The 25,780-nt window shown below is 71.7% G+C and carries 21 protein-coding genes; 12 read left to right on the top strand and 9 right to left on the bottom strand.

All coding sequences use genetic code 11. The features are described from left to right. Positions 1 to 128 precede the first annotated feature (128 nt). Together AWQ68_RS35220 and AWQ68_RS35215 are read right to left on the bottom strand one after the other, a co-directional pair. On the bottom strand, positions 129 to 941 hold the full coding sequence (locus tag AWQ68_RS35220) for an ABC transporter ATP-binding protein (protein ID WP_066949414.1): 813 nt from the start codon (positions 939 to 941) through the stop codon (positions 129 to 131). A gap of 57 nt (positions 942 to 998) precedes the next feature. Beyond that, on the bottom strand, positions 999 to 1,991 hold the full coding sequence (locus AWQ68_RS35215) for an alpha/beta hydrolase (protein ID WP_245656415.1): 993 nt from the start codon (positions 1,989 to 1,991) through the stop codon (positions 999 to 1,001). A 301-nt stretch (positions 1,992 to 2,292) separates the two neighbouring features. On the opposite strand from AWQ68_RS35215, the gene AWQ68_RS35210 reads away from it, so the two are divergent. Genes AWQ68_RS35210 through AWQ68_RS35200 form a run of 3 tightly spaced genes read left to right on the top strand, consistent with a single transcriptional unit; the run spans position 2,293 to position 4,715 of the window. Further along, positions 2,293 to 3,120: an ABC transporter permease gene (locus AWQ68_RS35210; protein WP_066949411.1), complete on the top strand. Its 828-nt coding sequence runs from the start codon at positions 2,293 to 2,295 to the stop codon at positions 3,118 to 3,120. A 6-nt stretch (positions 3,121 to 3,126) separates the two neighbouring features. Beyond that, entirely contained in the window at positions 3,127 to 3,912 is a 786-nt protein-coding gene (locus AWQ68_RS35205) for an ABC transporter permease (protein WP_066949557.1), read from the top strand. 5 nt (positions 3,913 to 3,917) lie between these two features. After that, a complete protein-coding gene (locus tag AWQ68_RS35200; RefSeq protein ID WP_066949408.1) occupies positions 3,918 to 4,715 on the top strand; it encodes an ABC transporter ATP-binding protein in 798 nt (265 codons plus the stop codon). On the opposite strand, the gene AWQ68_RS35195 is transcribed toward AWQ68_RS35200, so the two are convergent. The 4 genes from AWQ68_RS35195 to AWQ68_RS35180 form a co-directional block, all read right to left on the bottom strand. After that, on the bottom strand, positions 4,648 to 5,115 hold the full coding sequence (locus AWQ68_RS35195; protein ID WP_066949406.1) for a hypothetical protein: 468 nt from the start codon (positions 5,113 to 5,115) through the stop codon (positions 4,648 to 4,650). The genes AWQ68_RS35200 and AWQ68_RS35195 overlap by 68 nt on opposite strands. A 111-nt stretch (positions 5,116 to 5,226) precedes the next feature. After that, positions 5,227 to 6,093 carry an ABC transporter permease gene (locus AWQ68_RS35190; protein ID WP_066949403.1) on the bottom strand — a complete coding sequence of 289 codons (867 nt, stop codon included), beginning with the start codon at positions 6,091 to 6,093 and terminating at the stop codon, positions 5,227 to 5,229. Further along, positions 6,080 to 7,126 carry an ABC transporter ATP-binding protein gene (locus tag AWQ68_RS35185; RefSeq protein ID WP_084464755.1) on the bottom strand — a complete coding sequence of 349 codons (1,047 nt, stop codon included), beginning with the start codon at positions 7,124 to 7,126 and terminating at the stop codon, positions 6,080 to 6,082. The genes AWQ68_RS35190 and AWQ68_RS35185 overlap by 14 nt, the downstream gene beginning before the upstream one ends. A gap of 22 nt (positions 7,127 to 7,148) precedes the next feature. After that, positions 7,149 to 8,306 (bottom strand): LolA family protein, encoded by a 1,158-nt coding sequence (locus AWQ68_RS35180; protein WP_066949399.1) that lies wholly within the window; start codon positions 8,304 to 8,306, stop codon positions 7,149 to 7,151. 173 nt (positions 8,307 to 8,479) lie between these two features. Here AWQ68_RS35180 and AWQ68_RS35175 point away from each other — a divergent pair, with 173 nt between their 5' ends. The 4 genes from AWQ68_RS35175 (at position 8,480) to AWQ68_RS35160 (ending at position 13,063) form a co-directional block, all read left to right on the top strand. Continuing rightward, positions 8,480 to 9,154, top strand: coding sequence for a response regulator transcription factor (locus tag AWQ68_RS35175; protein WP_066949397.1), 675 nt, complete (start codon positions 8,480 to 8,482; stop codon positions 9,152 to 9,154). Next, positions 9,144 to 10,613 (top strand): sensor histidine kinase, encoded by a 1,470-nt coding sequence (locus AWQ68_RS35170; protein WP_084464754.1) that lies wholly within the window; start codon positions 9,144 to 9,146, stop codon positions 10,611 to 10,613. Before AWQ68_RS35175 ends, AWQ68_RS35170 begins: the two co-directional genes overlap by 11 nt. 129 nt (positions 10,614 to 10,742) lie before the next feature. Further along, the gene (locus AWQ68_RS35165; RefSeq protein WP_157546229.1) at positions 10,743 to 11,345 is read left to right on the top strand and encodes a copper chaperone PCu(A)C domain-containing protein; all 603 of its coding nucleotides are present in this window, start codon (positions 10,743 to 10,745) and stop codon (positions 11,343 to 11,345) included. Positions 11,346 to 11,512: 167 nt separating this feature from the next. Further along, complete coding sequence (locus AWQ68_RS35160) at positions 11,513 to 13,063, top strand: pyridoxal phosphate-dependent decarboxylase family protein (RefSeq protein ID WP_066949392.1); 1,551 nt, start codon at positions 11,513 to 11,515, stop codon at positions 13,061 to 13,063. Between the two features lie 22 nt (positions 13,064 to 13,085). Here the strand turns inward: AWQ68_RS35160 and folP are convergent, their stop codons facing one another. Together folP and AWQ68_RS35150 are read right to left on the bottom strand one after the other, a co-directional pair. After that, positions 13,086 to 13,919 carry a dihydropteroate synthase gene (folP, locus tag AWQ68_RS35155; RefSeq protein WP_066949390.1) on the bottom strand — a complete coding sequence of 278 codons (834 nt, stop codon included), beginning with the start codon at positions 13,917 to 13,919 and terminating at the stop codon, positions 13,086 to 13,088. 95 nt (positions 13,920 to 14,014) lie between these two features. Continuing rightward, entirely contained in the window at positions 14,015 to 14,884 is an 870-nt protein-coding gene (locus tag AWQ68_RS35150) for a LysR family transcriptional regulator (protein ID WP_066949388.1), read from the bottom strand. Positions 14,885 to 15,472: 588 nt separating this feature from the next. On the opposite strand from AWQ68_RS35150, the gene AWQ68_RS35145 reads away from it, so the two are divergent. From AWQ68_RS35145 to AWQ68_RS35135, 3 genes are all read left to right on the top strand, one after another. Then, positions 15,473 to 16,615: a neutral zinc metallopeptidase gene (locus tag AWQ68_RS35145; RefSeq protein ID WP_245656413.1), complete on the top strand. Its 1,143-nt coding sequence runs from the start codon at positions 15,473 to 15,475 to the stop codon at positions 16,613 to 16,615. A gap of 858 nt (positions 16,616 to 17,473) precedes the next feature. Further along, a complete protein-coding gene (locus AWQ68_RS35140) occupies positions 17,474 to 18,946 on the top strand; it encodes an LCP family protein (RefSeq protein WP_245656411.1) in 1,473 nt (490 codons plus the stop codon). Between the two features lie 88 nt (positions 18,947 to 19,034). Further along, positions 19,035 to 19,637 (top strand): P-loop nucleotide/nucleoside kinase family protein, encoded by a 603-nt coding sequence (locus tag AWQ68_RS35135; RefSeq protein WP_066949385.1) that lies wholly within the window; start codon positions 19,035 to 19,037, stop codon positions 19,635 to 19,637. 143 nt (positions 19,638 to 19,780) lie between these two features. Here AWQ68_RS35135 and AWQ68_RS35130 read toward each other — a convergent pair whose 3' ends face one another. Next, positions 19,781 to 20,575 (bottom strand): TNT domain-containing protein, encoded by a 795-nt coding sequence (locus AWQ68_RS35130; RefSeq protein ID WP_084464753.1) that lies wholly within the window; start codon positions 20,573 to 20,575, stop codon positions 19,781 to 19,783. Between the two features lie 703 nt (positions 20,576 to 21,278). Between AWQ68_RS35130 and AWQ68_RS35125 the strand changes: the two genes are divergently transcribed. Together AWQ68_RS35125 and AWQ68_RS44480 are read left to right on the top strand one after the other, a co-directional pair. Then, positions 21,279 to 24,620, top strand: coding sequence for a glycoside hydrolase family 84 protein (locus tag AWQ68_RS35125; RefSeq protein WP_066949382.1), 3,342 nt, complete (start codon positions 21,279 to 21,281; stop codon positions 24,618 to 24,620). Positions 24,621 to 25,279: 659 nt separating this feature from the next. After that, on the top strand, positions 25,280 to 25,780 hold a 501-nt coding region (locus tag AWQ68_RS44480), incomplete at its 3' end, for a hypothetical protein (RefSeq protein WP_218007176.1).

The following is a 25,780-nucleotide window of genomic DNA, read 5'->3' as shown; positions in this document are numbered from 1 at the left end:
CTTCGGATCGCACCCCGGCCAGGTCGAGGCCGAAGGCCCCGCCGGCACGCCGCAGGTCACCCTCCGGGACCTGACGGCGGCCGGCGGGGCCTTCCCCGCTCCCCGGGGAGGCCCTGGGGAGCGCGGGATCAGAGCCGCACGGCGCGGGCGTACCAGCGTCCGTCCACCGGGTGGATGATCAGCCGCCGGCCGAAGCAGTCCGAGAGGTTCGCGTCCGTCAGCACCTCGCCGACGGGACCGCCGACGACGACGCGGGTGTCGCGCATCAGCAGGGCGTGCGTGGTGCTCGCGGGCACCTCCTCCAGGTGATGGGTCACCAGGACGGTGGTCAGGTCGGAGCGGGCGGCCGCCAGGGTCTCCAGCGCCTCGATCAGGTCCTCGCGGGCCGGCAGGTCGAGCCCGGAGAACGGCTCGTCCAGCAGCAGGATCGCCGGGTCGGCCATCAGCGCCCTGGCCACCCGCACCCGCGCCTTCTCGCCCTGCGAGCAGACCCCGAACGGCCGGTCCCCCAGATCCTTGCAGCCGAGGTCGGCCAGCAGGCGGTGCGCCCGCTCCCGCTCGGTGTCGCCGTACTTGTCCCAGAGGGGGGCGCTCGTACCGGTGTGACCGGTGAGCACCACCGTGAGGGCGGTGGCGCCCTCCTCCTCCAGCAGCGCCTCGTCGACCAGCCGCTGGCTCGCCGCGACCAGGCCGATGTGCCGCCGCAGCTCCCGCAGGTCCGTCCGGCCGAGCCGCCGGCCCAGCACCTCGGCCGTCCCCGACGTCGGATGCCGTACGGCGGCGGCGACGGAGAGCATCGTGGTCTTCCCGGCGCCGTTGGGGCCGAGCACGACCCAGTGCTGGCCGTACTCCACGCGCCAGTCGATGTCGGCCACGAGGGTGCGGCCGGCGGCGCGGACGGTGACGTCGTTCAGTTCGAGGGCTGGTCCATCGGTTCGCATGGGTTCAAGAATGCAGCAGCGGCCGCCGCTCTCGTGGCAGTCGTCCGAGGGGTGGACTCAGGCGGCGGCGGTGTCGGAGCCGCCGGCCCGCTCCTCGACCGCGCGTAGGAAACGGGCCACGTGGCGGAAGAAGATCCGCGCCTCGGGCACCACGTCGGCCAGGATCGGGAACACGTGCGGCATCCGGCGCCACTCCTCGTACGTCACCGGCACGCCGTTCTCCCTGGCGCTCAGCGCGACTCTCCGGCCCTCGTTGCGAAGTATCTCGGTCGAGCCGGTCACGATCATGAGCGGCGGGATCCCCGTGTAGTCGCCGTACACCGGGGAGACCAGCGGGTCGCGGCAGTCGAGGCCGGCCGTCCACTGGCGGGCGAGCCAGTCGACCCGGCCCGCCGGGAGCATCGGGTCCAGCCACCGGTTGTCCCTGCGGCAGCCGTCGCTCAGATCGGTCCACGGGGACAGGCAGATGGCGGCGGAGGGCAGCGGCAGCCCGCGGTCCCGCAGCGCCAGCAGCGTGGCCAGGGTGAGGTGCCCGCCGGCCGAATCACCGGCCAGCAGCACGTCCTTCGCCGCGAACCCCCGGTCGAGCAGGCACTCGTACGCGCCCAGGGCGTCGCTGAGGGACTCGGAGAGGGAGTGGACCGGCCCCTGCCGGTAGTCCAGCGCGATCACCGGCCGCCGCGCGGCGGCCGACAGCCGCCAGGTGATCGGCCGGTGGGTGGCCGGGGAGCATATGAAATATGCGCCGCCGTGGAAGTAGAGCAGCACCTTGGTCTCGTCCAGTCCGGCGCCGCCCCGCACCCACTCGCCCGAGCAGCCGTTCAAACGGGCGCGGACGGTGGACGCCTCCGGCGGCAGCCGTCCCGGCACCCACTGTCCGAGGCCGATCAGCCTGCTGGCCAGGGCCATTCCGGCCGTGTGCCGCAGGAGGACGGCGGAGAGCGGGCGCGCGGTACCGCGGAGGATGCCGTTGAAGGCGGCGGCCTGCCAGCTCACGGGGTAACCGGGATGGATGTCGACATCGATCTCCGACTTCACGCTGACCTCCACTCCCGTCTCCTGAGAGCTCCGTCTCCTGAAGCCCCTCTCCCGAGAGCATCGCCATGGACCGTCGCTCTTGCCGCTGGATACCGGATAGGCCGGAAACACTTCACTATATGTCGCTATATGCGGAAACCCCTCTGCCCTGAAAATCCATGGTCAGACCTGCGCGTCTATTCCCGATCGACGCCAGATCGGACGGGACAGGAGGGGCTTCCGGGGCATCCGGGGCACGAGGGACGGCCGCCGTTTCGACCTGCCCATAAATCCATTGCGACCGCCCGGCGCGGACGGCTAGGTTCCGTCTTTCGTGCCGACACTTCATCGGAGGTTCCTCACTCAACCACCCCTCTTATCCCTTTATGCCCAACTTGTCCGGTACGGCTTCCGCAAGCACGCGACTTATTGGGGAGCGGCCGCGGCGGGGGCGTTCACCAACACCGTCTTCGGCGTCCTGCGGGCGTACGTGCTGATCGCCCTGTGGCGGGCCCGCCCCGGCCTCGGCGGGTACGACATCACCGACGCGGTCACCTTCTGCTTCCTGACCCAGGCGTACATCGGGCCGATGCAGGTCTTCGGCGGCGGGCTGGAGGTCACCCAGCGCATCCGGACCGGCGACATCGCCCTCGACCTGGTGCGCCCGGCCCCGCTCCTCCTCTGGAGCCTCGCGCAGGACCTCGGCCGGGCCGGCTACCTCTTCCTCGCGCGCAGCCTCCCGCCGACCGTCGCCGGGGCACTGCTGTTCGGGATCGTCCTCCCCGGCGACGCCGCGGTGTGGGCGGCGTTCGCCGCGAGCTTCGCGCTGGGCATCGTGATCAGCTTCGGCTGGCGCTACATCGTCGCCCTGGCGACCTGCTGGCTCCGCGACGACCGGGGCCTCGCGGTCATGTCCCTGGTCCTGACCATGTTCTTCAGCGGCATGATGCTGCCGCTGGTGATCTTTCCCGAGCCGCTCGGGACCGTCGCCCGCGCCCTCCCCTGGGCCGCGATGGTCCAGGTGCCCGCCGACGTCTACCTCGGCAGGGCCGACGTCCCCGGCGCGCTCGCGTTCCAGGCGGTGTGGGCCGCCGTCCTGCTGTCCCTGGGCGCCCTCCTCACCCGGGCGGCGCGGCGAAAGGTGGTCATCGATGGCGGGTGAGTGCTGATGCGCGTCTATCTCCTGCTCATCTGGACGTGGACCAGGGCCGCCGCGCGCTACCCCGCCTCGTTCGCGCTGATGACCGTCGCCGGGACGGTCACCGCCGCGCTGGAAGTCGCCGTCATCTGGGTCGTGTTCAGCAACACGACGACGCTCGGCGGCTTCGACCTCTCCGAGGTCATGTTCCTGTACGGCACGTCGGGCCTGGCGTTCGCCGCCGCCGACCTGCTCTTCAGCAACACCGACCGGATCAGCCAGCACATCAAGGCCGGCACGCTCGACGCCATGCTGATCCGGCCGGTCGGCACGTTCGTCCAGGTCGCCGCCGACAGGTTCACGCCGAACCGCGCCGGCCGCGCGCTCCAGGCCGCGATCGTCCTCGGGGTCGCCCTCGCCCGGCTGGACGTGCCCGCGTCGCGGGCCTGGATGATCCCCGTCATGGTCGTCTGCGGCATCGTGATCTTCACCTCGATCTGGGCTCTCAGCGGCGCGCTCCAGTTCCTGCTCACCGACGCGCCCGAGGTCGCCAACGCCTTCACGTACGGCGGGGCCACGCTCACCCAGTACCCGCTCACCGTCTACGGCGCCGACCTGGTGCGGGGCGTCACCTACGTCCTGCCGCTGGCGTTCGTCAACTGGCAGCCGGGCCTGTACGTCCTGGGCCGCGCGGACCCCATGGGCCTGCCGTACGCGCTGCGTTTCCTCTCTCCGGTCGCGGCGGCGACGCTGGCGGTCGTCGCCGTGTTCGCCTGGCGTGCCGGAGTCCGCCGCTACCGATCGACAGGGAGCTAGACCACATGATCGACGCAGACCGCATCGGCCGGTCGTTCCGGATCCGCGGCACCACCGTGCACGCCGTACGCGACCTGTCCTTCCACGTGGCGGCAGGCGAGTTCGTCGGCTGCCTCGGCCCGAACGGCGCGGGCAAGTCCACCACCATCAAGATGCTCACCGGCATCCTCGCGCCCACCTCCGGCCGGGTCACCGTGGCCGGCCTGGACCCGACCAGGCGCCGTACGGCGGTCGCCCGCGAGATCGGCGTGGTGTTCGGACAGCGGACGACGCTGTGGTGGGACCTCCCGCTGCGGGACAGCTTCGAACTGGTCCGGCTCCTTTACAAGGTAGATCGCGTACAGTTCCGGGAGCGGCTCGGCGAGCTGACCGAACGGCTCGGGCTGGGCGGTTTCCTCGCGACCCCGGTCCGCCAGCTCAGCCTCGGACAGCGCATGCGCGGCGACATCGCCGCCGCGCTGCTGCACGACCCGTCGCTGCTGGTGCTCGACGAGCCCACGATCGGGCTCGACGTCGTGAGCAAGGCCGAGGTCCGCGCGTTCCTGCGCGACCTGAACACCGAGCGCGGGACCACCGTCGTGCTGACCACCCACGACGTGGGCGACGTCGAACGGCTGTGCCGCAGGGTGATCCTGATCGACCACGGGCGGCTGGCCTTCGACGGCACCGTGGACGAGCTACGCGCCACGGTGCCGGGCGAGACGTCGATCGAGGACGTCGTCGCCCATCTCTATCTCAATAGCTCTGCTCTTCGAACTCGTCCTCCTCGTCCCGGGGAGGACTCGCCCACCGCGACGGCATGAGCACCGGCAGGAACAGGGTGACGCCCAGCGCGCCGTACACGCCGGTGGAGAGAAGGGTGATCATGCCTTTGCCCGCCTGGACGACCTCCGCGTGGAGGGAGCTCGCGGTCGGGGCCAGGTCGGCCGCCCGCGCGACGTCCAGGGCGTAGACGACCGTCCAGGCCAGCAGCACCATCGACGGGACGAAGGCGGCGAGCGGCGAGGTCCGGCGCACGAGCACCAGCCCGAGCAGCAGACCCACGACGGCGACCATGCCCAGGGCGACCAGCATCCGGGTGTCCCCCGAGGGGGTCACGTTGTCCACTGCGCCACGGACCAGTTCCTGCGCGGCCCACCCGCCGCCGAAGAGGAGGACCGCCGCGAGAAGCGCGCCGACGAGTAACCCGAAGAAGTGCCGCATGACTACCACCTCGTCTGGGAGCGCCCTGATGAGGGGGGTGCGGGCGCCCCGCGATTGGGCGCCACGATAGCGACAAATCCGATCTAAAGGCACACCTCTCAACGAGAGCCATCAGGACGTGACATCGCGGGAGGTGAAGCGGGCCCAGGCGAACGCCCCGGACACCACGGCGTATCCCGCGAAGACCAGCAGCCCCGTGCCCATGCGCCCGGTGTCCATCGGCGCCCGCAGCACGCCGTCGAACGCGTTCCACCACGAGGTCAGCAAGAACGGCCGGAGCGCCGACAACTGCGGGATCACCGCGAGCACCTGCGAGACGACCACCAGCACCACGCTCGCGGCGATCGCGCCGACGGGGTTCTCGGTCAGCGTCGAGAACGCCAGCGCCAGCGCGCCGAGCGCCGCCATCCCCGCCGCCGCGTACAGCACCGCCAGGCCCGCGCGCAGCAGGCCCTCGACGTACGGCACGGTCGTGCCCGACAGGAGCGTGACCGGGCCGGTCGGGAACAGCGCCAGCCCGGCGACCAGCGCGGACACCGCGACCAGCGCGCACGCGGCCAGGCAGAAGACCAGGACGTTCGCGTACTTGAGCGCGAGCAGCCGGCCACGGCCCGCCGGGGCGGTGAGCAGGTACCTGAGCGTGCCCTGGCTCGCCTCGCCCGCCACCGCGTCCCCCGCCACCACCGAGACGGCCAGCGGCAGGATCAGCGGCAGCATGGCGGACAACGAGGCGAAGGCGAGGACGAGCCCGTTGCCCGCGACCCGCGCGATGATCGGTCCGGCGTCGCCGTCCGCGCCCGCGATCCGCACCGCCACGCCGATCAGCACCGGCACGACGGCGAGCACCGCCAGCATGGCGAGGTGCCGCGGCCTGCGGAAGGTCAGCGCCGTCTCGGACGCGAGCAGCCGCGCCGCCGCGCGGGCCGGCCCGGCCGCCCGGAGCGGCGCGGCGTGGGCGAACGTCTCATGACTCGACATCGAAACCCTCCCCCGTGAGGCGGACGTACACGTCTTCCAGGCTGGGCCGCACCACGGCGAAGCCGCGGACGGCGACGCCGTCCCCGACGAGCGCGGCGCAGATCCGCTCGGGCGGCGTGTCGCCCAGTTCGGCGGTGGCCACACCATCCGCGTAGCTCACGGCCGTCAGGCCCAGCCCGACGAGCACGGCCGCCGCCGCGCCCGCTTCCGGGGTCTCCACCCGGACCGAGGCGGCCACGCCCGCACGCAGCTCGGCGATCGGCCCCTGGGCGACCAGCCGCCCGGCGCGCATGACACCGACGTGGGTGCACATCTGCTCCACCTCCGACAGCAGGTGGGAGGAGACGAACACCGTCGTGCCGTCCGCGGCCACCTCCTTGATCAGCGCGCGTACCTCCCTCGTGCCCTGGGGGTCCAGGCCGTTGGTCGGCTCGTCGAGGACGAGCAGCTCCCTGGGGCCGAGCAGGGTGGCCGCGATCGCCAGCCGGTGGCGCATCCCCAGGGAGTAGGCACGGTAGCGCTTGCCCGCCGCGTTCCCGAGCCCCACCCGGTCGAGCGCCTCGCCGATGCGGCGGGCCGCCGTCCGCGGGTCGGACAGGGGGTCGGCCGCGTCGAGGCGGCGCAGGTTGGCCTCGCCCGACATGTACGGATAGAAGGCCGGGCCCTCGACGAGGGCGCCGACCCTCGGCAGCGCCCTGGAGACGCCGTCCGGCATGGGCTCGCCGAGCACGGAACAGCGGCCGGACGTCGGCGTGACCAGCCCGAGCAGCATCCGGATGGTGGTCGTCTTCCCCGAGCCGTTCGGCCCGAGGAAGCCGAAGACCGATCCGCGCGGCACGGCCAGGTGCAGGTCGTCCACGGCCACGTGGCCGCCGCGGAACCGCTTGGTCAGCCCGGCCGTGACGATCGCGTGCCCGGCGTCGCCCGCGGTGGCCCGCTCCGCGCCGACGCCGGGCCCGTACGCGGTCTCGTGGTCGGCGGGGTGGGGCGGGGCCGCCGCGCCGGACGGCCCCGCCTTCGTCGCCCCGCTCATGGGGCCGCCCGCCGCACCCGGCTCACTTCGCCGCCGCCGCGGCGTACAGGACCTCGGGGGTGACGGCGCCCGCGAGCAGCCGGCCGTCGTCGGTGAGCAGCGCCGTGACGAGCTTCGTCCGGATCAGTCGCCCGCTCCCCCACTCCCCGCTGACCGGGGTGGCCGCGTTCAGCATGCCGTTCGCGAGGGAGGCGACGCCGTCCCCGTCCCGTCCTCCCTTCGCCCGGTCCGCCGCCCCGGCCACGTCACCCTCGAAGCGCTTCGGGACGGACACGACGACCACCCGGTCCCAGCCGTCCCCGACGACGCGCGGCGCGGCGCCGTCGTGCCCGTCCAGGCCGACCTCACCGTCCTTGCCGTGCGGTACGCGGGCGATCGGCGGCGCCGTCGACTCCTCGACCTTCGCCCCGGGCGGGGGTGTGAAGGCGAAGTTCTCCGGCGCGGGCGGGGTGAACGTCACCGAGTCGAAGCCGACCTCGAACGCCGGCTCCGCCGTCCCCTTCGCGTAGAGCTGGACGCGCAGCGGGACGAGGGTCTCGCCGTCGATCGCCAGCCGCACCTCCTTGACCAGCGATCCAGCGTTCTTGGGCGTGAGCACGACCTGGTACGCCGCGCGGCCGGCGACACTCGCGTCCTCGCCGACGGCGATCTCGGTGTCCGCGCCCGCCGCCCGCAGCGCCTCCTCGGCCGCCTGCCGCGGGGTGACCGTCCCCGCGTACGGCACGGCGTCCGGCCGCCCGGCGCCGTCCGGCGCGCCCTTGATCCGGGTGGCCGTGTTGGCGGCGCTGTCCCACCACCACACCTGGTCGCCGTTCACGACGAGGTCGCTCTCGCTCATCTCGTCGGGCACCATGAGGCGGAGCCGGTCGGGCCCGCCGTACCAGACCTTGGCCTGGTGGGAGCCGGACAGCAGGCCCAGCGGCGAGGTCGCGCCGCCGGCGGCCGGCAGGGCGGGCAGGCCGAGGGACGCGGTCTCGACGATGGTGCCCGACATCTGCGGCAGCCGTCCCGACTGCCACCTCTCGGCGGCGTCGGCGAGCAGCTCGGCGGCGGTGCGGCGGGGAAGGGACGGCTCCCCCTGGGCCGCCGCGATCACCGGCCCGGCCGCGGCGATGCCGGCGACCACCGCCACGGCGGCGACGGGCACGCCCCACCTCACGGCGCGTGTTCCAATGCGCATGTCATGCCTCCACTGTGCTGAATCACCCGGTTTCCCGCGCGAAAGGGAACGAAAGCCATCGGATCCGGTCGATCCGACGTTCCGTAGCCTGCGCGCCCGAACCTGAGCCGACGCTGAGACGACCTGAGAGGGCTCTCAGCCGGATCTCAGGAGAAACCCGCCAAGATGGGGCAATGCGGGTGCTCGTGGTCGAAGACGAACGAAGGATGGCGGCGGCCCTGAAGAGGGGCCTGCAGGCGGAGGGGTTCGCGGTCGATCTCGCCCACGACGGCGAGGACGGCCTGCACTGCGCCCGCACGGGCGAGTACGACGTCGTGGTGCTCGACATCATGCTGCCCAAGCTGTCCGGCTACAACGTGTGCAAGCGGCTGCGCGCCGAGGAGAACTGGGTGCCGATCCTGATGCTGTCGGCCAAGGACGGCGAGTACGACATGGCCGACGGGCTCGACCTCGGCGCCGACGACTACCTCGCGAAGCCGTTCTCGTACGTGGTGCTGGTGGCCCGGCTGCGCGCGCTGCTGCGGCGCGGCGGCACCCGGCGGCCCGCCGTGCTGCGGGCCGGAGACCTGTCCCTCGACCCCGCCCGCCGCCTGGTCGCGCGCGGGGAGACGCCCGTCGAGCTGACGCCCCGCGAGTTCTCGCTGCTGGAGTTCCTGATGCGACGGCACGACGAGGTGGTCTCGAAGTCCGAGATCCTCGAACACGTGTGGGACACCTACGACACCGACCCCAACGTGGTCGAGGTGTACGTCGGCTACCTCCGCCGCAAGATCGACACGCCGTTCGGACGGAACGCGCTCCAGACTGTGCGCGGCGCCGGATACCGGCTGGTCAGCGATGGAGGCTGAGCCTCCCCGTCACACGCCCGGAAGCGGCCCGGCCGGATGGTGGCGGCGCAGGAGCCTGCGGTTCCGGCTGACCGCGACCGCATCGGCGGTCCTGGCCCTCGCCCTGGCGGTCTCCGCGTACGTGTTCGTCGGCGTCCTCGGCAGGGCACTGGCCGGCACGATCGACGACGAGGTGTACCAGCGCGCCCGCGAGGTGGTCGCGCTGGCCGACGCCGGACGGCTCGGCGACCGGATCGTCACGACGGACAACACGATCGTCCAGGTGCTCGACGCCTCCGGGCGGATCGTCAACGCCACCCCGGGCACCGACCGCCTGGTCCCGCTGCTCGGGGCGGATCGGCGGGAGGGGGCCGTGCGCTCGGGCCGTCCCGTGTTCCTGGACGGCAGGCCGTACGGGATCCCCGGCCCGCTGCGGGCGCGGGTGCTCAGCGCCGACGCCGGGCGCACCGTCATCGCAGCGCGGTCGTTCAAGGAGGTCCAGGGCAGCCTGACGACCACCGGTCACGTGCTGATCGTCGGGACGCCGCTGCTGCTGGTCCTGCTCGCGGCGGCGTCGTGGCTGGTCATCGGCAGGACGCTGCGGCCGATCGCGCTTCTGCGCAGAGGCGCGGCCGAGATCAGCGGGACGGCGCGGACCAGGCGGCTGCCGGTGCCCGAGTCGCGGGACGAGGTGCACTCCCTCGCCACCACGCTGAACGACATGCTGGCCCGGCTGGAGGCGGCCGACGCCCGGCAGCGCGCGCTCATCTCCGACGCGTCGCACGAGCTGCGCAGCCCGCTGGCCAGCATCCGGCTGCAACTGGAGGTCGCGCTCAGTCACCCGGAGGGGCAGGACTGGCGGGAGACCGCCGAGGGCGTGCTCGAGGACACGATGCGGCTGTCCCGGCTGGCCGAGGACCTGCTGGCGCTGGCCCGCCTCGACGAGGGGCGCACCGTCCGCCGGGAGCCGGTCGACCTCGCCGCGCTGGCCGAGCGGGCGGTCGAACGGCACGGCGTCACCGGTGACATCGCCTCCGGCGTCACCGTGGACGGCGACGCCCTCGACCTCGGCCGGGTGCTGACGAACCTGGTCGCCAACGCGGTGCGGCACGCCACGTCCACGGTGGTCGTCGCGCTGCGCGCGGAGCCGCCCGGCACCGGAGCTCCCCTGTCCGGAACGGCTCCCGGCAGGGGCACGGCCGGCGTCGCGGGAGAGGGCGCCACGAGAGCGGACGTCGCGGTCCTGACCGTGACCGACGACGGCCCCGGGATCCCGGCGGAGGACCGGGAACGGGTCTTCGACCGGTTCACCCGGCTGGACAGCGCACGCAGCCGGGACGAGGGCGGCGCCGGGCTCGGCCTGGCGATCGTCCGCGACACCGTGCGCGCCCACGGGGGCACGGTTCACCTGGAGGACGCCGCCCCCGGCCTGCGCGCCGTCGTACGGCTGCCCCTCGCGGCCCCCGAGACGTCCCGGTAGGCGTCACCCGCCGGGGCCGGGACACGGGTAAAGGCTGCGCCTGGGAGGCCGGGCCGCGCGAGTTTCGCCACAGCACGGCATATACGTTGTGTGTCCAGGTCATCACGAACGGTGCGGGAGGTGTGGCTCATGGCCTGCGTACGGGGACGGCTGCGATGGGCCGCGGCGGCGGCGGTCCTGGTCCTGTCCGGCGCCGGTTGCGGCACCGAGCCGGTGCCGCCCGAGTACTACCCGACCACCGAGGGCGCCAACACGCAGGCGGGCCAGATCAAGATCAGGAACGTGTCGATCCTCGGCCCCGCGCCGACCGCGGCCGCCGCCGCGGGCTCCTCCGCCTCCGTCTACTTCTCATTGATCAACGCCGGGAGGGTGGAGGACACCCTGGTCCAGGTGGGCGCCGAGGGGGTGGCCACGTCTGTCTCGATGTCGCAGCCCGAGGTCCGCGTGCCGCCGCTCGGGCTCGTGTGGGTGGGCACCGGTCCGTACACGGTCACCCTGCATGGCCTGGAGCGGCCGCTCACGGTGGGCCAGTACGTCACCCTGCGGATGCGGTTCAAGCAGGCCGGAGAGGTGACGGTGCGCGGCGTCCCGGTGCAGTCGGCCGCCGTCGCCTCCAGCCTGCCGAACCCGTCAGTGTCCGCCCCCTCCCCCTCGCCGAGTCCCACACCCACCGCGTCCCCCACACCGAGCCCCACGCCCTCCTCCGTCCTGAGCCCCTCGCCGACCAGTTGACGCCGATCACTCCCGCTTCCAAGGGGAGCGCCGTGCACAGCGGGGCTGCGTCCGACTCGGAGACGCCGTGCCGGCTCTGCCTGCCCGAAGATCCGCCCGCCGAGCACCTTCTCTAGCATCGGAGTCCTCGGAGCCCCCTCCGCCCCTCCGTCCCCCAAGGAGACCCGATGCTTCCCGAGTACGGCCGCCCGGTCCAGGAGCTGCTCGCCGAGCTGACCGAGCTGAAGGCCGGCGACCTCCCCGTCCGCGGCGGCAAGGTGACCGCGTACGTGTACGACACCGGCCGCCCGGAGATCCACGACGCGGCCCACCGGGCGTACGCCGAGATGCTCGAGGTCAACATGCTCGACCCGACGGCGTTCCCGAGCATGGTGGCGCTGGAGAAGCAGGTGGTCCGCGCGGTCGCGGACCTGCTCGGGGGCGACGCGGCCACTCCGGGGATCTTCACCGGCGGCGGCACGGAGTCGATCATGTTGGCGGTGAAGGCGGCCCGCGACCACTGGCGCGCGACCACGGCCGCCAAAAGCATGGCCGCCGGAAGCACGGTCGCCGACAGCACAGTCGCCGACAGCACAGCCGCCGGAAGCGGCGCGCCGGGCGACGCCGGGGAAGGCGCCGGGCGGGCCCCGCAGCTCGTGCTCCCGGTGACCGCGCATCCGGCGTTCCACAAGGCCGCCCACTATCTCGGGGTCGAGGTCGTGCCCGTGCCGGTGGACCCGGTGACGTTCCGCGTCTCCGTCCCCGCGGTCGAGGCCGCGATCGGCGACCGGACGATCCTCGTCGTGGTCTCCGCGCCGTCCTACCCCCAGGGCGTGATCGACCCGGTGGAGGAGATCGCCGCGCTCGCCGCGTCGCGGGGCGTCCCCTGCCACGTGGACGCCTGCGTCGGCGGATGGCTGCTCCCCTGGCTGCGCGAGGCGGGCGCGGAGATCCCGCCGTTCGATCTGCGCGTGCCCGGCGTCACCTCGATCTCCTGCGACCTGCACAAGTTCGGCTACGCGCCCAAGGGCGCCTCCGTCCTGCTCTTCGCGGACGCGGCGCTGCGCCGCCGCGCCTACTTCGCGTCCGCCGCCTGGCCCGGGTACACGGTCATCAACGCCACCGTGCAGAGCTCGCGCTCGGCCGGTCCGCTCGGCGGGGCGTGGGCCACCCTCCAGTCCCTCGGCCGCGACGGCTACCTGGAGCTGGGCCGTACGACGCTGGAGGCCACGCGCAGGCTGATCGAGGGCGTGTCGGCGATCCCGGGGCTGCGGGTGCTCGGCCGTCCCGAGTCGTCGCTCGTCGCCATCGCGGCCGACCCGGACGCGCCCGGCGGCGCCATCGACGTGTTCGTGCTCGCCGACGAGGCGCGCCGGCACGGCTGGTTCCTCCAGCCGCAGCTCTCGTACGCAGGGATCCCGGCCAATCTGCACGTCACCGTCACCGGCGTCACCCTGCACGGCGTCGAGGCGATGCTCGAAGTGATCGCGAGGTCCGCGGAGGCCGCCCGCCTGGCCGGGCCGGCCGCGGTACCGGACGGACTGCCGGAGCTCATCGCCTCGGTGGACCTGGAGGCCCTCGACGACGCCACCTTCTCCGAGCTCGCCGCCTCGGTCGGCATCGGGCTCGACGGCGGCGGCCCGCAGGAGATGGCCGTCGTGAACGCCGTCCTCGACGCCCTGCCCGCCGAGATCCGGGAGGCGGTGCTGGTCAGGTTCCTGTCGGCGATCTACTCCTGAGCGCCCCTGGCGGGGCCGCGGCTCAGCCGCGCAGGCGCTCGACCACGTCCAGGGCGGCGCGGGCCGCGGCGGCGTCGTGGACGCGGAAGACCCGCGCCCCCTGGAGCGCGGAGACGGCCAGGGTGGCGAGGGTGCCAGCGTGGCGCTCCTCGACCGGGAGGCCGCCGAGCGTCTCGCCGACGAAGTCCTTGTTGGACACGGCCACCAGCACCGGCCACCCGGTGGCCACCATCTCGTCGAGGCGGCGGCTCACCTCCAGCGAGTGCCAGGTGTTCTTGCCGAAGTCGTGCGCCGGGTCGATCAGCACCGCGTCCGGCCGCACGCCGGCGGCGACCGCCCGCTCCGCGAGCGCCGTCGTGTAGCCGATCACGTCCGCCACGACATCGTCGTACGCGATGCGGTGCGGGCGGGTACGCGGCTCGACGCGGCCGGCGTGCGCGCAGACCAGGCCGATGCCGTGGCGCGCGGCGACCCCGGCGAGCCCGGGATCGACGCCGCCCCAGGTGTCGTTGAGCAGGTCGGCTCCGGCCTGGGCGACCACCTCGGCGACCTCGGACCGCCAGGTGTCCACGCTGATGATCACGCCGGGGTGGCGGGCCCGGACCTCGGCGACGAGGTCGGCCACGCGGCGGATCTCCTCCTCCGGATCGACCTCGTCCCCCGGCCCCGCCTTGACGCCGCCGATGTCGACGATGTCGGCTCCCCCGTCGATCGCCCGCGCGACCGCGTCGAGCGCGGCGCCGAACCCGAAGGTCGCTCCCCTGTCGAAGAAGGAGTCGGGCGTGCGGTTGACCACCGCCATGATCGCGTGGTCGCCCGGGCCGAAGGCCCGGCCGCGAAGGCGCAGAGTAGACATCTCGGCCAGCGTACCTCCGCGAGCTGAAGAGACGATCAAAACCGCCGGCCCCCTGGATCGCGGGGGGCTGAAGCTCTCTTTGGAGCGCTCCAAAGCTACGCGGCGGAGCCGCCCTCCGCGATGGCGACGAAATCCTGCGCCATCGGCGGAAGCCGCCGCCGGGCGTGCACCACCGCGATGACCTTCTTGAGCGCCGGGCTCAGCGCGCGCACCTCCAGGCCGGCCCGCGCGGCCTGCTCGGCCATCGCCCGGTACCAGAGCAGGTGCGCGCCGGCGTCCTTCACCACGCCCAGCCATCCGGCCCTGTCGTCGGACTCGACAGCGACCACGGGGCGGACGCCGTACGTCGTGAAGATGTGGTCGAACTCCCTGCGCCGGGGGCTTCCCGGGGTGGGCAGCAGCAGGCGCATGCCGTTCAGCCTGGCGAGCGGCACGGGCTCGGGGAGGCCCGCCCCGGGCGGCGAGATGAGGACGAACTCCTGCCGCTCGACGGGATGGGTGACCAGGTCGGTCGGCACGGGCAGGTCGGTCAGGCCGAGGTCGGCGCGCTGCTCGCGCACGGCGCTGACCACGCTGTCGCGCCCGTCGCAGCGCACGATCTGCACGCGGATGCCGGGATGCTCCGCCGCGTAGGCGGGCAGCAGCCGCCCGGCGAGCCCCGGTTCGAGGCTGGGGGTGGCGGCGATGCGCAACTCCGCACCGGGCGCCTGCGAACCGGCCGCCAGCATCTCGATCTCGCGGACGGCGTCGAGCGCCTCGCGGGCGAGCTTGACCACCCGCCGCCCCTGCGGCGTCACCACGACGCCGCGCCCCGAGCGGGCGAAGAGGGTCAGGCCCAGCTCGCGTTCCAGATCCCGGATCGCGCGGGAAAGTGCGGGTTGCGCGATGTAAAGAGACCGGGCCGCCTCGGTCATGGTGCGGTGCTCCGCAGTCGCGACCACATAACGGAGCTGCTGCAGATTCATGCGAGAAAAGCTAGGGCAGATGGGCCCGGCTATTCCGGAAGATCGCAGAGATCACCTCGGCTGATTACCCTCCGCTCCCACTCGTTGCGACATCCGTTACGCATGTGAAATGAGTATGGTTTTGCCCGATATTTCAGGACAAGGGGGCAAAACTTGGCGCCGCAGTACCCTCCACCGCCGCCACAGGACGGGCATCCGTACCCCGAGCCGACCCCGGGATTCCCGCCTCCACCGCCCGGGGCGCAGGGAGCGGCCTACCCACCTCCACCGCCCGGGGCGCAGGGAGCGGCCTACCCGCCACCGCCGGGCTCTCAGGCGGGCCACTACCCGCCGCCCGCGCCGCCGCAGGGCCCACCGTACGGTCCGACCGGAATGCCGCCGGGGATGCCGCAGGGGACGCCTCCCGGAGCGCCGGGCGGGACGCCGTACGCCATGCCTCCGGGGGGCCCGTACGCCGCACCGCAGGGAGCGCCTCCGGGACCTCCGCACGGGGCTCCGCCGGTCGCGCCCAACGGGATGCCCCCGCAGATGCCGGGGCCGATGCCGCAGGGGACGCCCCAGGGGATGCCGTCTGGGATGCCGCCGGGGATGCCGCGGCCCTCGCCCGGACAGGGGTACGGCCCGGGACCGACGGGCTGGTCGCCCCAGCCGCGGCCTCCGTACCCGCCCGGCCCCCCGCGGCCGGCCGGGCCGTACGGCCCGCCCCGCTACGCGCCACCCGCCTGGCAGCCGAAGAAGAAGTCGAGCGCGGGCGCGATCGTCGGCGGGCTGCTGGGCGTGATGGCACTCGCCTTCGTCGTGCTCGTCGTGGGCGCCGCGCTGCTCAGGGGCTCGGGGAACCAGGACCCGACGACCCCGGTCGCGCTGCCCACGGACACCTACTCCCCTCCGCCGTACGACGAGCCGACGTCCCGGCCGACATCGCAGCCCACGTCGCTGCCGACGTCCCAGCCGACCTCCCAGCCGACCTCTCAGCCGACCTCCCAGCCGACGCGGGAGCCGACGTCACGGCCGGTCAACCGGAGCCTGAAGGCCAACAGCGTCTACCTCGCCGGCGCCCTGCCGACGACGAGGTGCCCGGCGGGGAGCGCCAACATCTACAACCACGCCCAGTTCAAGGCGCTGATCCTGAGGACCGGGCAGTGCATGGGAAGGGCATGGGAGCCGACGCTGGCCCGTGTGGGGATCACCTGGAACCCCCCGAGCTACATGATCGCGCCGCGTAAGGGGCGCGGCGCGTGCGGCGACTACCCGTCCCCCGGGAGCAACGTGCCGTACTACTGCCCGCGCAACAGCACGATCTACGCCTCGACGTCCGCGCTGGTGAAGGAGTACGGCTCGTTTGGGAACTGGCACGGCTACATCATCAGCATGATGGCCCACGAGTACGGCCACCACATCCAGAACATCTCCGGCATCTCGGACGAGTGGTGGCGGCACTACCTCGCCACCTCGTCCAAGAGCGCGCAACTGGCACTGACTCGTCGGCACGAGCTGCAGGCGACGTGCTTCGGCGGCATGTTCATGCGGTCGGTGGAGTCGACCTATCCGATCAACTCGAGCCAGCGCAACTCGCTGCTGTCGGCCTACGGCTACATGGGGGACCAGCCCGGCTACCCGCGCGACCACGGCAGCACCGCCAGCAACTACGGGTGGTTCCGGCAGGGATACGTACGCCAGAAGGCCTACCAGTGCAACACCTGGGCCGTCGGCGCGTCCTCGGTCTCCTGAGTCCTACCTGACAGATCACACCTCCGCGCGCGGCGAGGCGGCGCCTTCCCGCCTCGCCGCGTTCAGGTCGTCTCTGACCCTCCCGAGGGACCGCCGAGCCGCCGACGGCCGGTGTGGCCACGGTCGTCGCCCCCGCTCCGCGAGGCGTGGTTCAGCGCCGTCATCGTCCTTTATTTGGCTTCTGTCAGCCTTGTGGGGATATGGGGCTAGAATCCGTCGTCAATTCTTGCAACTTCGGATACCGGGCATTTGCCTACGAGACGGGAGCGGTTCACCATGCGCCGTGGGGACGCCATGGACGAGGCCGGAGACGGTCCGGAGGACCCGTCACAACCGCGCTCCCGGAGACGTCCGCCCGGGGACGGCCCACAAGGGCCCGAACGGGGCGGCGACACCCCCGAGCGCGGCCCCGGCACTCCCCGCCGTGAAGCCGGGAATCCCGGCCCCGGGAACGGGCCCGAGCCGAACGCGGCGGGCTCAGAAGGGAACCGCGCTCCGGAGCAGGGCCGCGACCCGGCGGGCGGCGGCAGTGAGCAGACCAGGGCGGTGCGCCGGCCGAGATCTCCGCAGCAGGGGCCGGATGCCTCGGATCGCGCGACTTCCCGCCGCGCCACCGGTGGTCCGCAGACGCCGCCCCCGCCACGCGGCGGCGGAGAGCCCCCGCGCTCCGGCGGCCCGGGGCGCGAGGGCCGGGACCGGCGGCGGGACGGCCGCGCGGAGCGGCACGAGAGCACGGCACCCCAGGCAACGGGCCAGGGACCGCGCATCGAGGGGCAGGAGCCCCCGAGGGGGGCCGGCCCCCAGGGAGACCCCCGCGAGCAGCAGGCCAAGAGGTCGGGTCCCCGATACGGGAAGCCCGTGACGACCGCGTCCCTCATCGGCTGGACGGCGCTGTCGGCGATCATCCCCGGCGCGGCCCACCTGCGGGCGGGCAAACGCCGTACCGGATTCATCATGCTGGTCCTCTTCGGCGCGCTCCTGATCGCGGCGGTGGTCTACGGCCTGCAGTTCCTGGAGAACGTCGGCGCGGCGGTCCGGCAGAGCACGCTCACCACCGTCATGATCGGCGCGGGCGCGGGCGCCCTCGCCTGGTTCGCGCTGATCGCGATGTCCTACATGGCGCTCCGCCCGGACCGCCTGCCCCGCAAGGGGCAGATCGTCTCCGGCATCGTCGTCGGCGTGCTGTGCGTCTCGGTGATGGCGCCGTTCGCCCTGACCGCGAGCACCATCAAGACCGCGGGCGACCTGCTCGACGACGTCTTGGCCCCCCAGCCGGGCGGCCCGAGTCCGTCCCCCATCAGGGCCGAGGACCCCTGGAACGGCCGCAAGAGGGTGAACTTCCTCCTCCTCGGCGCGGACGCCGCCGGCAACCGCGACGGCGTGCGCACCGACTCGATGACCGTGGCCAGCGTCAACCTCGCCACCGGCAACACCGTCCTGTTCAGCCTGCCGCGCAACCTGCAGTACGTACGGTTCCCGGCGAGCAGCCCGATGCAGAAGCAGTTCCCCAACGGGTTCAATTTCGAGGGCCAGGGCCTGCTGAACGCCGTCTGGTACTACGCGGACAACAATCCGGAGCTCATGGGCGGCAAGAACCGCGGCCCCGAGGCGCTGAAGGACGCGATCGGCTACACCCTCGGCCTGCACATCGACTACTACGCGATGGTCGACATGTTCGGCTTCGCCCGCCTGGTCGACGCCATCGGCGGGCTCCGCATCCGGGTCGAGCAGGACATCAAGTGGGGCGGCCACTTCGGCACCGCCGGCACCATCAAGGCCGGTTACCGGCAGCTGAACGGAGAAGAGGTCCTCTGGTACGGCCGCTCCCGGGTGGACAGCGACGACTTCTCCCGTATGGCCCGCCAGCGCTGCGTGATCGGCGCGCTCGCCCAGCAGGCCAGCCCGGCCACCGTACTCGCGAACTTCAGCAAGATCGCCGCCGCCGCCCGGCACATGTTCCGCACGGACATCCCGCGCGACCTCCTGGAGCACCTGGTCCCGCTCGGGTTGAAGGTGAAGGACGCCAAGATCACCAGCCTCCAGTTCGTGCCGCCGACCATCTACACCGGCAATCCGGACTGGAGCAAGATCCGCAAGCTCACTCTCAAGGCGATCCGCGAGTCCACGGCGGACAGCCACACCGCCGCCGCGGGTGTCACCGCGAGCCCGAGCGGCGCCGGGACCGGCGGCACGTCGCCCTCCGCCTCACCGACCGCGAGCGCCTCGTCCAGCCCCTCCGCCGGAGTCACGGCGAGCAGGCCCACACGTCCGGTCACTCCGACGCCGAACGACAAGGCCGCGGAGTCGCTCTCGGAGATCTGCGGGTTCTGACAGGACCGGATCGTGCGTCTGGAGTTCGCGTGATCGCGCGCGGCGATGTGGGCCCCAGGCGGGAAGCCAGAAGCCGGACGCGCCGGGCATGACCCATGATGGAGTGGTGAAACCGCCCGTCTGGATCGTGTCCGGCCCTCCCGGGGCGGGGAAGTCGACGGTCTGCTCGGCGCTGCTGCGCCGGCTGGATCCCGTCCCCGCCCTCCTGGACAAGGACACGGTCTACGGGGCCTTCGTCGAGGCCACCCTGGCCGCCTACGGCCGACCCGACGGCGAGCGCGAGGGCCCCTGGTACGACCGGCACATCAAGCGCCACGAATACGACGGCCTGACCGCCACCGCGTACGAGATCCGCTCGCACGGCTGCCCCGTGATGCTCAGCGGGCCGTTCACCTCCCAGGTCCACGACGCCGAACTGTGGCGTCACTGGGTCACCGACCTGGGCGGACCTCCCGTCCGTCTCCTGTGGGTCCGCTCCGACGGCCCCACCCTGCGCGCTCGGCTGGTCGAGCGCGGGCTGCCCAGGGACGGCCAGAAGCTCGAACGGTTCGAGGAGTACCTCCGGGCCATCCGGGTGAACGAGCCGCCCGCCGTGCCGTACGTCGAGGTGGACAACCGCATCGGCGCACCGCCGATCGACGAGCAGCTCCGGCATCTCATCCCCTGGGGAGGCGACCGGAGCCGTCGGTAGTACGGCCGGGAGCGGCGGCCGCGGCAGGCGGGGCCGCGCATCGAAATCTGGGGTCGTGGCCTTCCCGCCCCCGGACGGGAAAGCGATGCGCCCCTCCCGGCGGCCGAGAAGCCGGGAGGGGCGAGGCGGTCGGGCCAGGCCGATCAGTTCAGCCGCTTGAGGTATCCGTTGGCGACCAGCCAGCTCACCGGCAGCTCGACGGGAGTCTGCGGCGCCTCAAGGATGTACTTGCTGAGCAGGTGGTACTGCTTGCCGACCCCTTGCTGCTGGAACGCGGAGGCGGCCGGCCCGGCGTCGACGGCGAACGTCTTGACGACCTCGTACGCGTGATAGTTGCACGGGTGCCCGGGGTCGCCGGAGAACGTGTTCAGGTTGTTCGGCGGGAGGGACCTCCGTACGTACGGCGTGCCGTACGGCGCGAGGAACGACCCGCCCTCACCGCCGAAGCGGTCGAGTTTCGTCCCGACCGGGAGGACTTCCGGTGCGATGAGCGGCCTGCCGTTGCTGAAGCCCCCGGAATGGGCGAAACCGAAGTCCGGCGGATAGCGCCATCCGTTGACCGGTTCGTTCCAGTAGCGATCGATGAACCCCGTCGGCGTCAGCCCGCCGAACGGCACGTAGCCCCTCAGGATCGTGGCCAGCCATCCGTTTTGCGGAAGGTACAGCGGGCCGAGGTTCGAATTGCCCTGAACATAGGGCGGGCCGCAGACCTGCGCGACGGTTTGCGGCCTCGAAGCGCCGGCGGACACGGGGGTGCTCGGCGTCGAAGCGACGGCGGGCACGGGGGCGGGTGTTCTCTCCGGGGCCGACGACGCAGGCGACCGGGCGCCCGTGGCCGAGAGGGTGGCGTCTGCCTGGGCGGCGCCGCCGCCCAGGAATGCCGCTGCGGCCAGGGCGAGCGCCGCGACCAACGGCGCTCGTCGAGAAAAACCTTGCACGGATTCTCCTGAAAGGACTCGCGTGAACCTTCACCGGACATGTCGGCATCAATACGAAAATCCACGGGGAAACGTACTGACCGTTTCCGTAATCCCCACACGGGTCCCCGACTGATGAACACCAAACAGGTGAGTGCGGCGTCAGTCGGTCACGACCCGAAAGATTTCCATTGAGCGACGGGACCGTGCCTACCCGCCGAAGAATCAGGGCGATCGCAAGAAAATCCCTGGAACGGCAAAAAACCGCGGAGTGTCGATGATGATTGGAGCGCATTACTCCCGGCAAATTCCACCATCACCGGAACCCGCGGTTTGATGCGTTTTCCCTCCACACGCCGACGCCGTTTCCGTCCAGAGTGGGCAGATCCCGGATTTCGCCCGTGTGATGGAGAAATCGGGCGACCCTAGGGAAGACTCGGGCTCAGCACAGCAGCCGCACTTTCCCACAAGAAAACCCGGACTCGTCCCGAAATGAAGACACCCGCCGCCGAGCACGCCGAGGGCGGAGGGCCATGCCGAGCGGTAGGCGTGCGCCGTCCGGGCCGGGTACACCGACTGCCCCGCGCGCAGGAACTGGTACGGACCTGCCGAAGATCCGGAGAGGAACTGGTATTGACCGGTTCCGATTACGGTGCTCTCATATGTGCAATCCGATGCGTATTTATGCGCATTCGGACGGTTATGCGCACTCAAAGGAGACCGCGTGCCCCCCAGCCGTCCCTTAGCCCTGACCCTCGCCGCATCCCTCCTGATCATCGCCCCCGTCAACACCGCCAAGGCCGCCGAAGCCGAGACCTCCCCCATCGCCGTGGCCCCCACGGCTCAGCAGGTGAAAGCCCGTTCCGATGGGTTCCCCGTCAACCCCGTCGTCGGATTGGTCCGTACCAGCGACAGCGACCAGTACGCCGAAGCCCACGTACGGCAGACACTCGCCGACGCGGGCGTGAAGCGGATCGTCGCCACCGACGGCGACGACCCGCACACCCCGGTCACGATCTATCTGGGTGACGGCGACGCCGCCCTCGACGGGCTCGGCGTGAAGAACGCCGACGGCCTGCCGGCCGAGGGATACGTGCTCGCGGCCGGGCACAGCGGCGGGCACAAGGTCATCGTGCTCGACGGTGTGGACGCCGACGGCACCTACTACGCCGCTCTTTCCCTGCGCCAGCTCATCCAGCGCCGTCAGGGCACCGACTGGATGCCGGGCGTGGAGGTACGCGACTGGCCCACGATGCGCTACCGCGGCTCCATCGAGGGCTTCTACGGCACCCCCTGGTCCCAGCAGGACCGCCTGAACCACCTGAGCTACCTCGGCGCGCACAAGATGAACACCTACGAGTACGCGCCGAAGGACGACCCTTACCACCGCGACCGCTGGCGCGATCCGTATCCGCCGGACAAGCTCACTCAGCTCGGCGAGCTGATCACCCGCGCCCGTGAGAACCACGTCGACTTCACCTTCGCCCTGTCACCGGGCCTGTCGATCTGCTACACCAGCCCGCAGGACGTGCAGGCGCTGCTGGCCAAGTTCGAGGCCGTCTACGCGCTCGGCGGTCGCTCGTTCAACATCCCGATGGACGACATCGACGCCGGGCGCTGGAACTGCGAGGGCGACCGGGCCAAGTACGGCAACCCCGGCGGGGCCGGAGCCGGGCGGGCCCAGAGCGAGCTGATCAACGCCGCCCAGGCCTGGGCCACGGCCAAGGGCGACGTTTCGCCACTCCAGATGGTGCCCACCGAGTACTACAACGCCTCCGAATCGCCGTACAAGAAGGCGCTGCGCGAGGTCCTCGACCCGAAGGTCGTCGTGCACTGGACCGGCATGGGCGTCGTCCCCGCGGCGATCACCAAGGCTCAGGCGGCCCAGGCCAGGCAGGTCTTCGGCCACGAGATCCTCGTCTGGGACAACTACCCGGTCAATGACTACAACCCGGGCCGCCTGCACATGGCCGACTACGCCGGGCGCGAGCCCGGCCTGTCCGAGCACCTGGCGGGGATCATCTCCAACCCGATGAACCAGGCCGCGGTCAGCAAGATCGGCCTGTATTCCTTCGCCGACTTCGGATGGAACGACCCCGTCTACGACGCCAAGGCGTCCTGGCTGCGCGCCCTGGACGAGGTGGCCTCCGGTTCGGACAAGGTCGCCTCCGCGCTGCGCGACGTGGCCGACCTGAGCAGCTACGACGGCACCGTCCACCTCAAGCAGGCCCCGGTACTGGCCGCCGCGGTCGAGGAGTTCTGGCCGGCCTGGCGTGCCGGGAAGCCCACCACGCTGCGTGCCTACGCCGAGCGCCTGCTGGCCGCCCCGGCTGCCATCACCGCAGGGGTGAAGGACCAGGCATTCCTGGAGGAGGCCAAGTCCTGGCTGGACGCCACCGAGCTGTGGGCCAAGGCCATGCTCAAGACCCTCGACGTGCTCGACGCGGTCAGGGCGGGCGACGGCGCCGCCGCGGTCAGGGCCCGGCAGGATGCGCTCGACCTCATCGCGGCGGCCAAGGCCATCCGCGACCCGCGGGCCCCGCATTCCACGACGTTCCCCCGCATCGGCGACGGCGTCCTCGACCGCTTCATCACCCAGGCCCTGGGCGAGTTGGACCGCTGGATCGGCGTGCTCGACGACCGGCCGGCCGCCTCCAGCACTCTGGGGACGTATGCCGACAACACCCCCGACCGCATGGTCGACGGCGACCTGAACACCTTCTACTGGAGCGACAAGGCCCCCGGCGCCGGTGACGCGGTGAGCGTCGACCTCGGGGCGATCAAGTCCATCGGCGACGTGGCCGTGCTCATGGGCAAGCCGAGCAGCCCCAACGACTTCATCCACGCCGGAGTCCTGGAGTACTCCATCGACGGCGTCGCCTGGACCATGCTCGCCACCGGCACCACCGCCGAGGTCAAGGCGACGGCCCCGGCCGGGGCGCGCGCCCGCTACGTCCGCTACCGCGCGACCGGCGGCAACGACTACTGGCTCGTGGTACGGGAGTTCCAGGTGGCCACCCTCGGCGACGACGTCACCCGACTCACGGTCAGCGGCGGCCCGGCGGGCACGAACCCGCAGGCGGCGGCCGACGGCAACCTCAGCACCGCCTGGACCGCCTCCGGCACTCCGGCCGCCGGGGACGCCCTGCAGGTGACGCTCTCCAAGCAGCGCCTGATCGACCGGGTGATCGTCCTCGGTACCGGCGAGGCCGAGGTCCAGGTCAGGACCGGAGGCCAGTGGCAGTCGATCGGCAGGCTGGCCGGGCCGTACACCGAACTCGACGCCGCTGACGTGGCCGCCGACGCGATCAGGCTTGCCTGGACGGCCGGGAGCGCCGCGCCGAAGATCGCCGAGATCGTGCCGAGGTACGGCGACGTGCCGGCGGCGGTGCTCTCCGTCGACCCCGCCGCGCTGGACGCGGTGATCGGGAAGGAGGCGACGCTCACGCTCAGCGCCACGAGCCAGCGCGCCGCCGCCGTCACCGGCACGCTGTCGGTCAAGGGCCCGGCAGGATGGAAGCTTCCGGCCGACCGCGAGATGACGCTGCCGCGCGGCGGCGAGCTGATCGTCCCCGTCGCCTTCACCCCCACCGGTTCCGGCACGCTGGAGATCTCCTTCGCCGGGGTGACGACCACGGTCGCCGTCAAGGCCCACCGGGCGGTGGCCGAGGCCAACCTCGCCAAGGGGCGGCCGGTCGCGGCCTCAAGCGTCGAGGGCGGCACCACCTTCGCGGCGGCCAACGCGGTCGACGGCGACCTGGCCACCCGCTGGTCGTCCGGCTACACCGACGCCGAATGGCTGACGATCGACCTCGGCTCCGCCGTGGACGTGGGCAAGGTGGTCCTGCACTGGGAGGCCGCGTACGGCAAGGACTACCGACTGGAGTCGTCGGCCGACGGCGTCACCTGGGCTCCGCTGGCCGAGGTGACCGACGGCGACGGCGGCGTGGACGAGATCTGGATCGACCAGGCCAACTCCACCCGCCACCTGCGCGTGCAGGGCGTCAAACGAGCGCTGACGTGGGGCTACTCACTGTGGGAGGTGGAGGTACACGCAGCCGCCTAGGTCTGTCGACCACGACCGTTGTTGACGGTTCCGCTTGATCAACAAGAGGACCTCCGGTGTGGTGGAGCTGTCTGGGCTCCACCACACCGGAGGTCTTCGCGTCCCACCGCAATGCTTGGGCTGACCGTTCACGGCCGACGACTTCTGGTCCACCGCGTCCTGGGGGCCGGGGTCACGTCCCGCCCAGGCGACCCGTCGCGCACCTGGCGGCAGAGGTGGGCATCTCCCGCACCTACAAACGGATCCGCCGCCGACGTGTTAGCCGCCCCGCGCATCGAGGGCGTCTGGTCACGGCTCAGTCGTGGCACAACGTCCCCGCGACAGCCGTAGCCGTAGCCGACGCCGATGGCACTCAAACGGGGTGCGGATCCTGCCATCAACCTCCGTCCATAATCTCGACATTCAACTCGAGAATCCTTCCCCACAATTGTCACCAGTCACAACAAAGCGGGCGGAATCCGAAGCACTAATGGCACTTTCTTGCCATATCCTGAAAAAGCCAGCCAGCCTGCCACCCACCGCCCAAAAGGGATATATCTAAAATTCCCGCCAAGAAAACCGCTTCTCTGTGCACCAAAAACAGGCTTGCGAACACCCGTTCGGATGTGCAATTATTCGTATACACATTCGATCGGTCATGTGGCAGGGGGGAGGCGGGCGTGCCGGAATTCTTTGGGTCGGTGTTTTTCTCGGCGCCGGATGAGCGCCGCTCTTCTCCTGGTCCATGTGATGCCGACTGGTGGGAGCACATCACCTCAAAAGCGAAATCCTGGGGGTCGGACGGCAGTTCAGCCCTTGCCCCCGACAACGGCTGGGATCTTTTCCCATACGTTCCGGCCGGTGATGTCCCCCTCTTCCCCGGTTCCCGCAGGGAGAGACCGCGCACGGGTGAGCCAAAGAGCTCCACCGGGTCTTCCGCTTCCGTCCCCACTTCCGAGGGAGCGGTCGGCCATGACGGTGCCGTCCGTTCCCGCGAAGATTCCGGTGGAACGTTCCCGGCCGCTGAGGGGCTGGGCGGCGGCCAGGCCGAGGATGGAACACCCAAGCACGAAGAGTCCGCTTCCGACGACAACTCTTCCCACGCGGGTCAGGTGTCGTGGCCGTTGGTGGCGCAGGTCCGCGAGGTCGCGTCGGCGGTTGCGGTGGCGCTGGTGCCGGAC

Origin of the sequence: Microtetraspora fusca, assembly GCF_001570365.1 — a bacterium.
Taxonomy (GTDB): Bacteria; Actinomycetota; Actinomycetes; order Streptosporangiales; family Streptosporangiaceae; genus Microtetraspora; species Microtetraspora fusca.
This window is presented reverse-complemented; position numbering and strand designations above follow the sequence as displayed.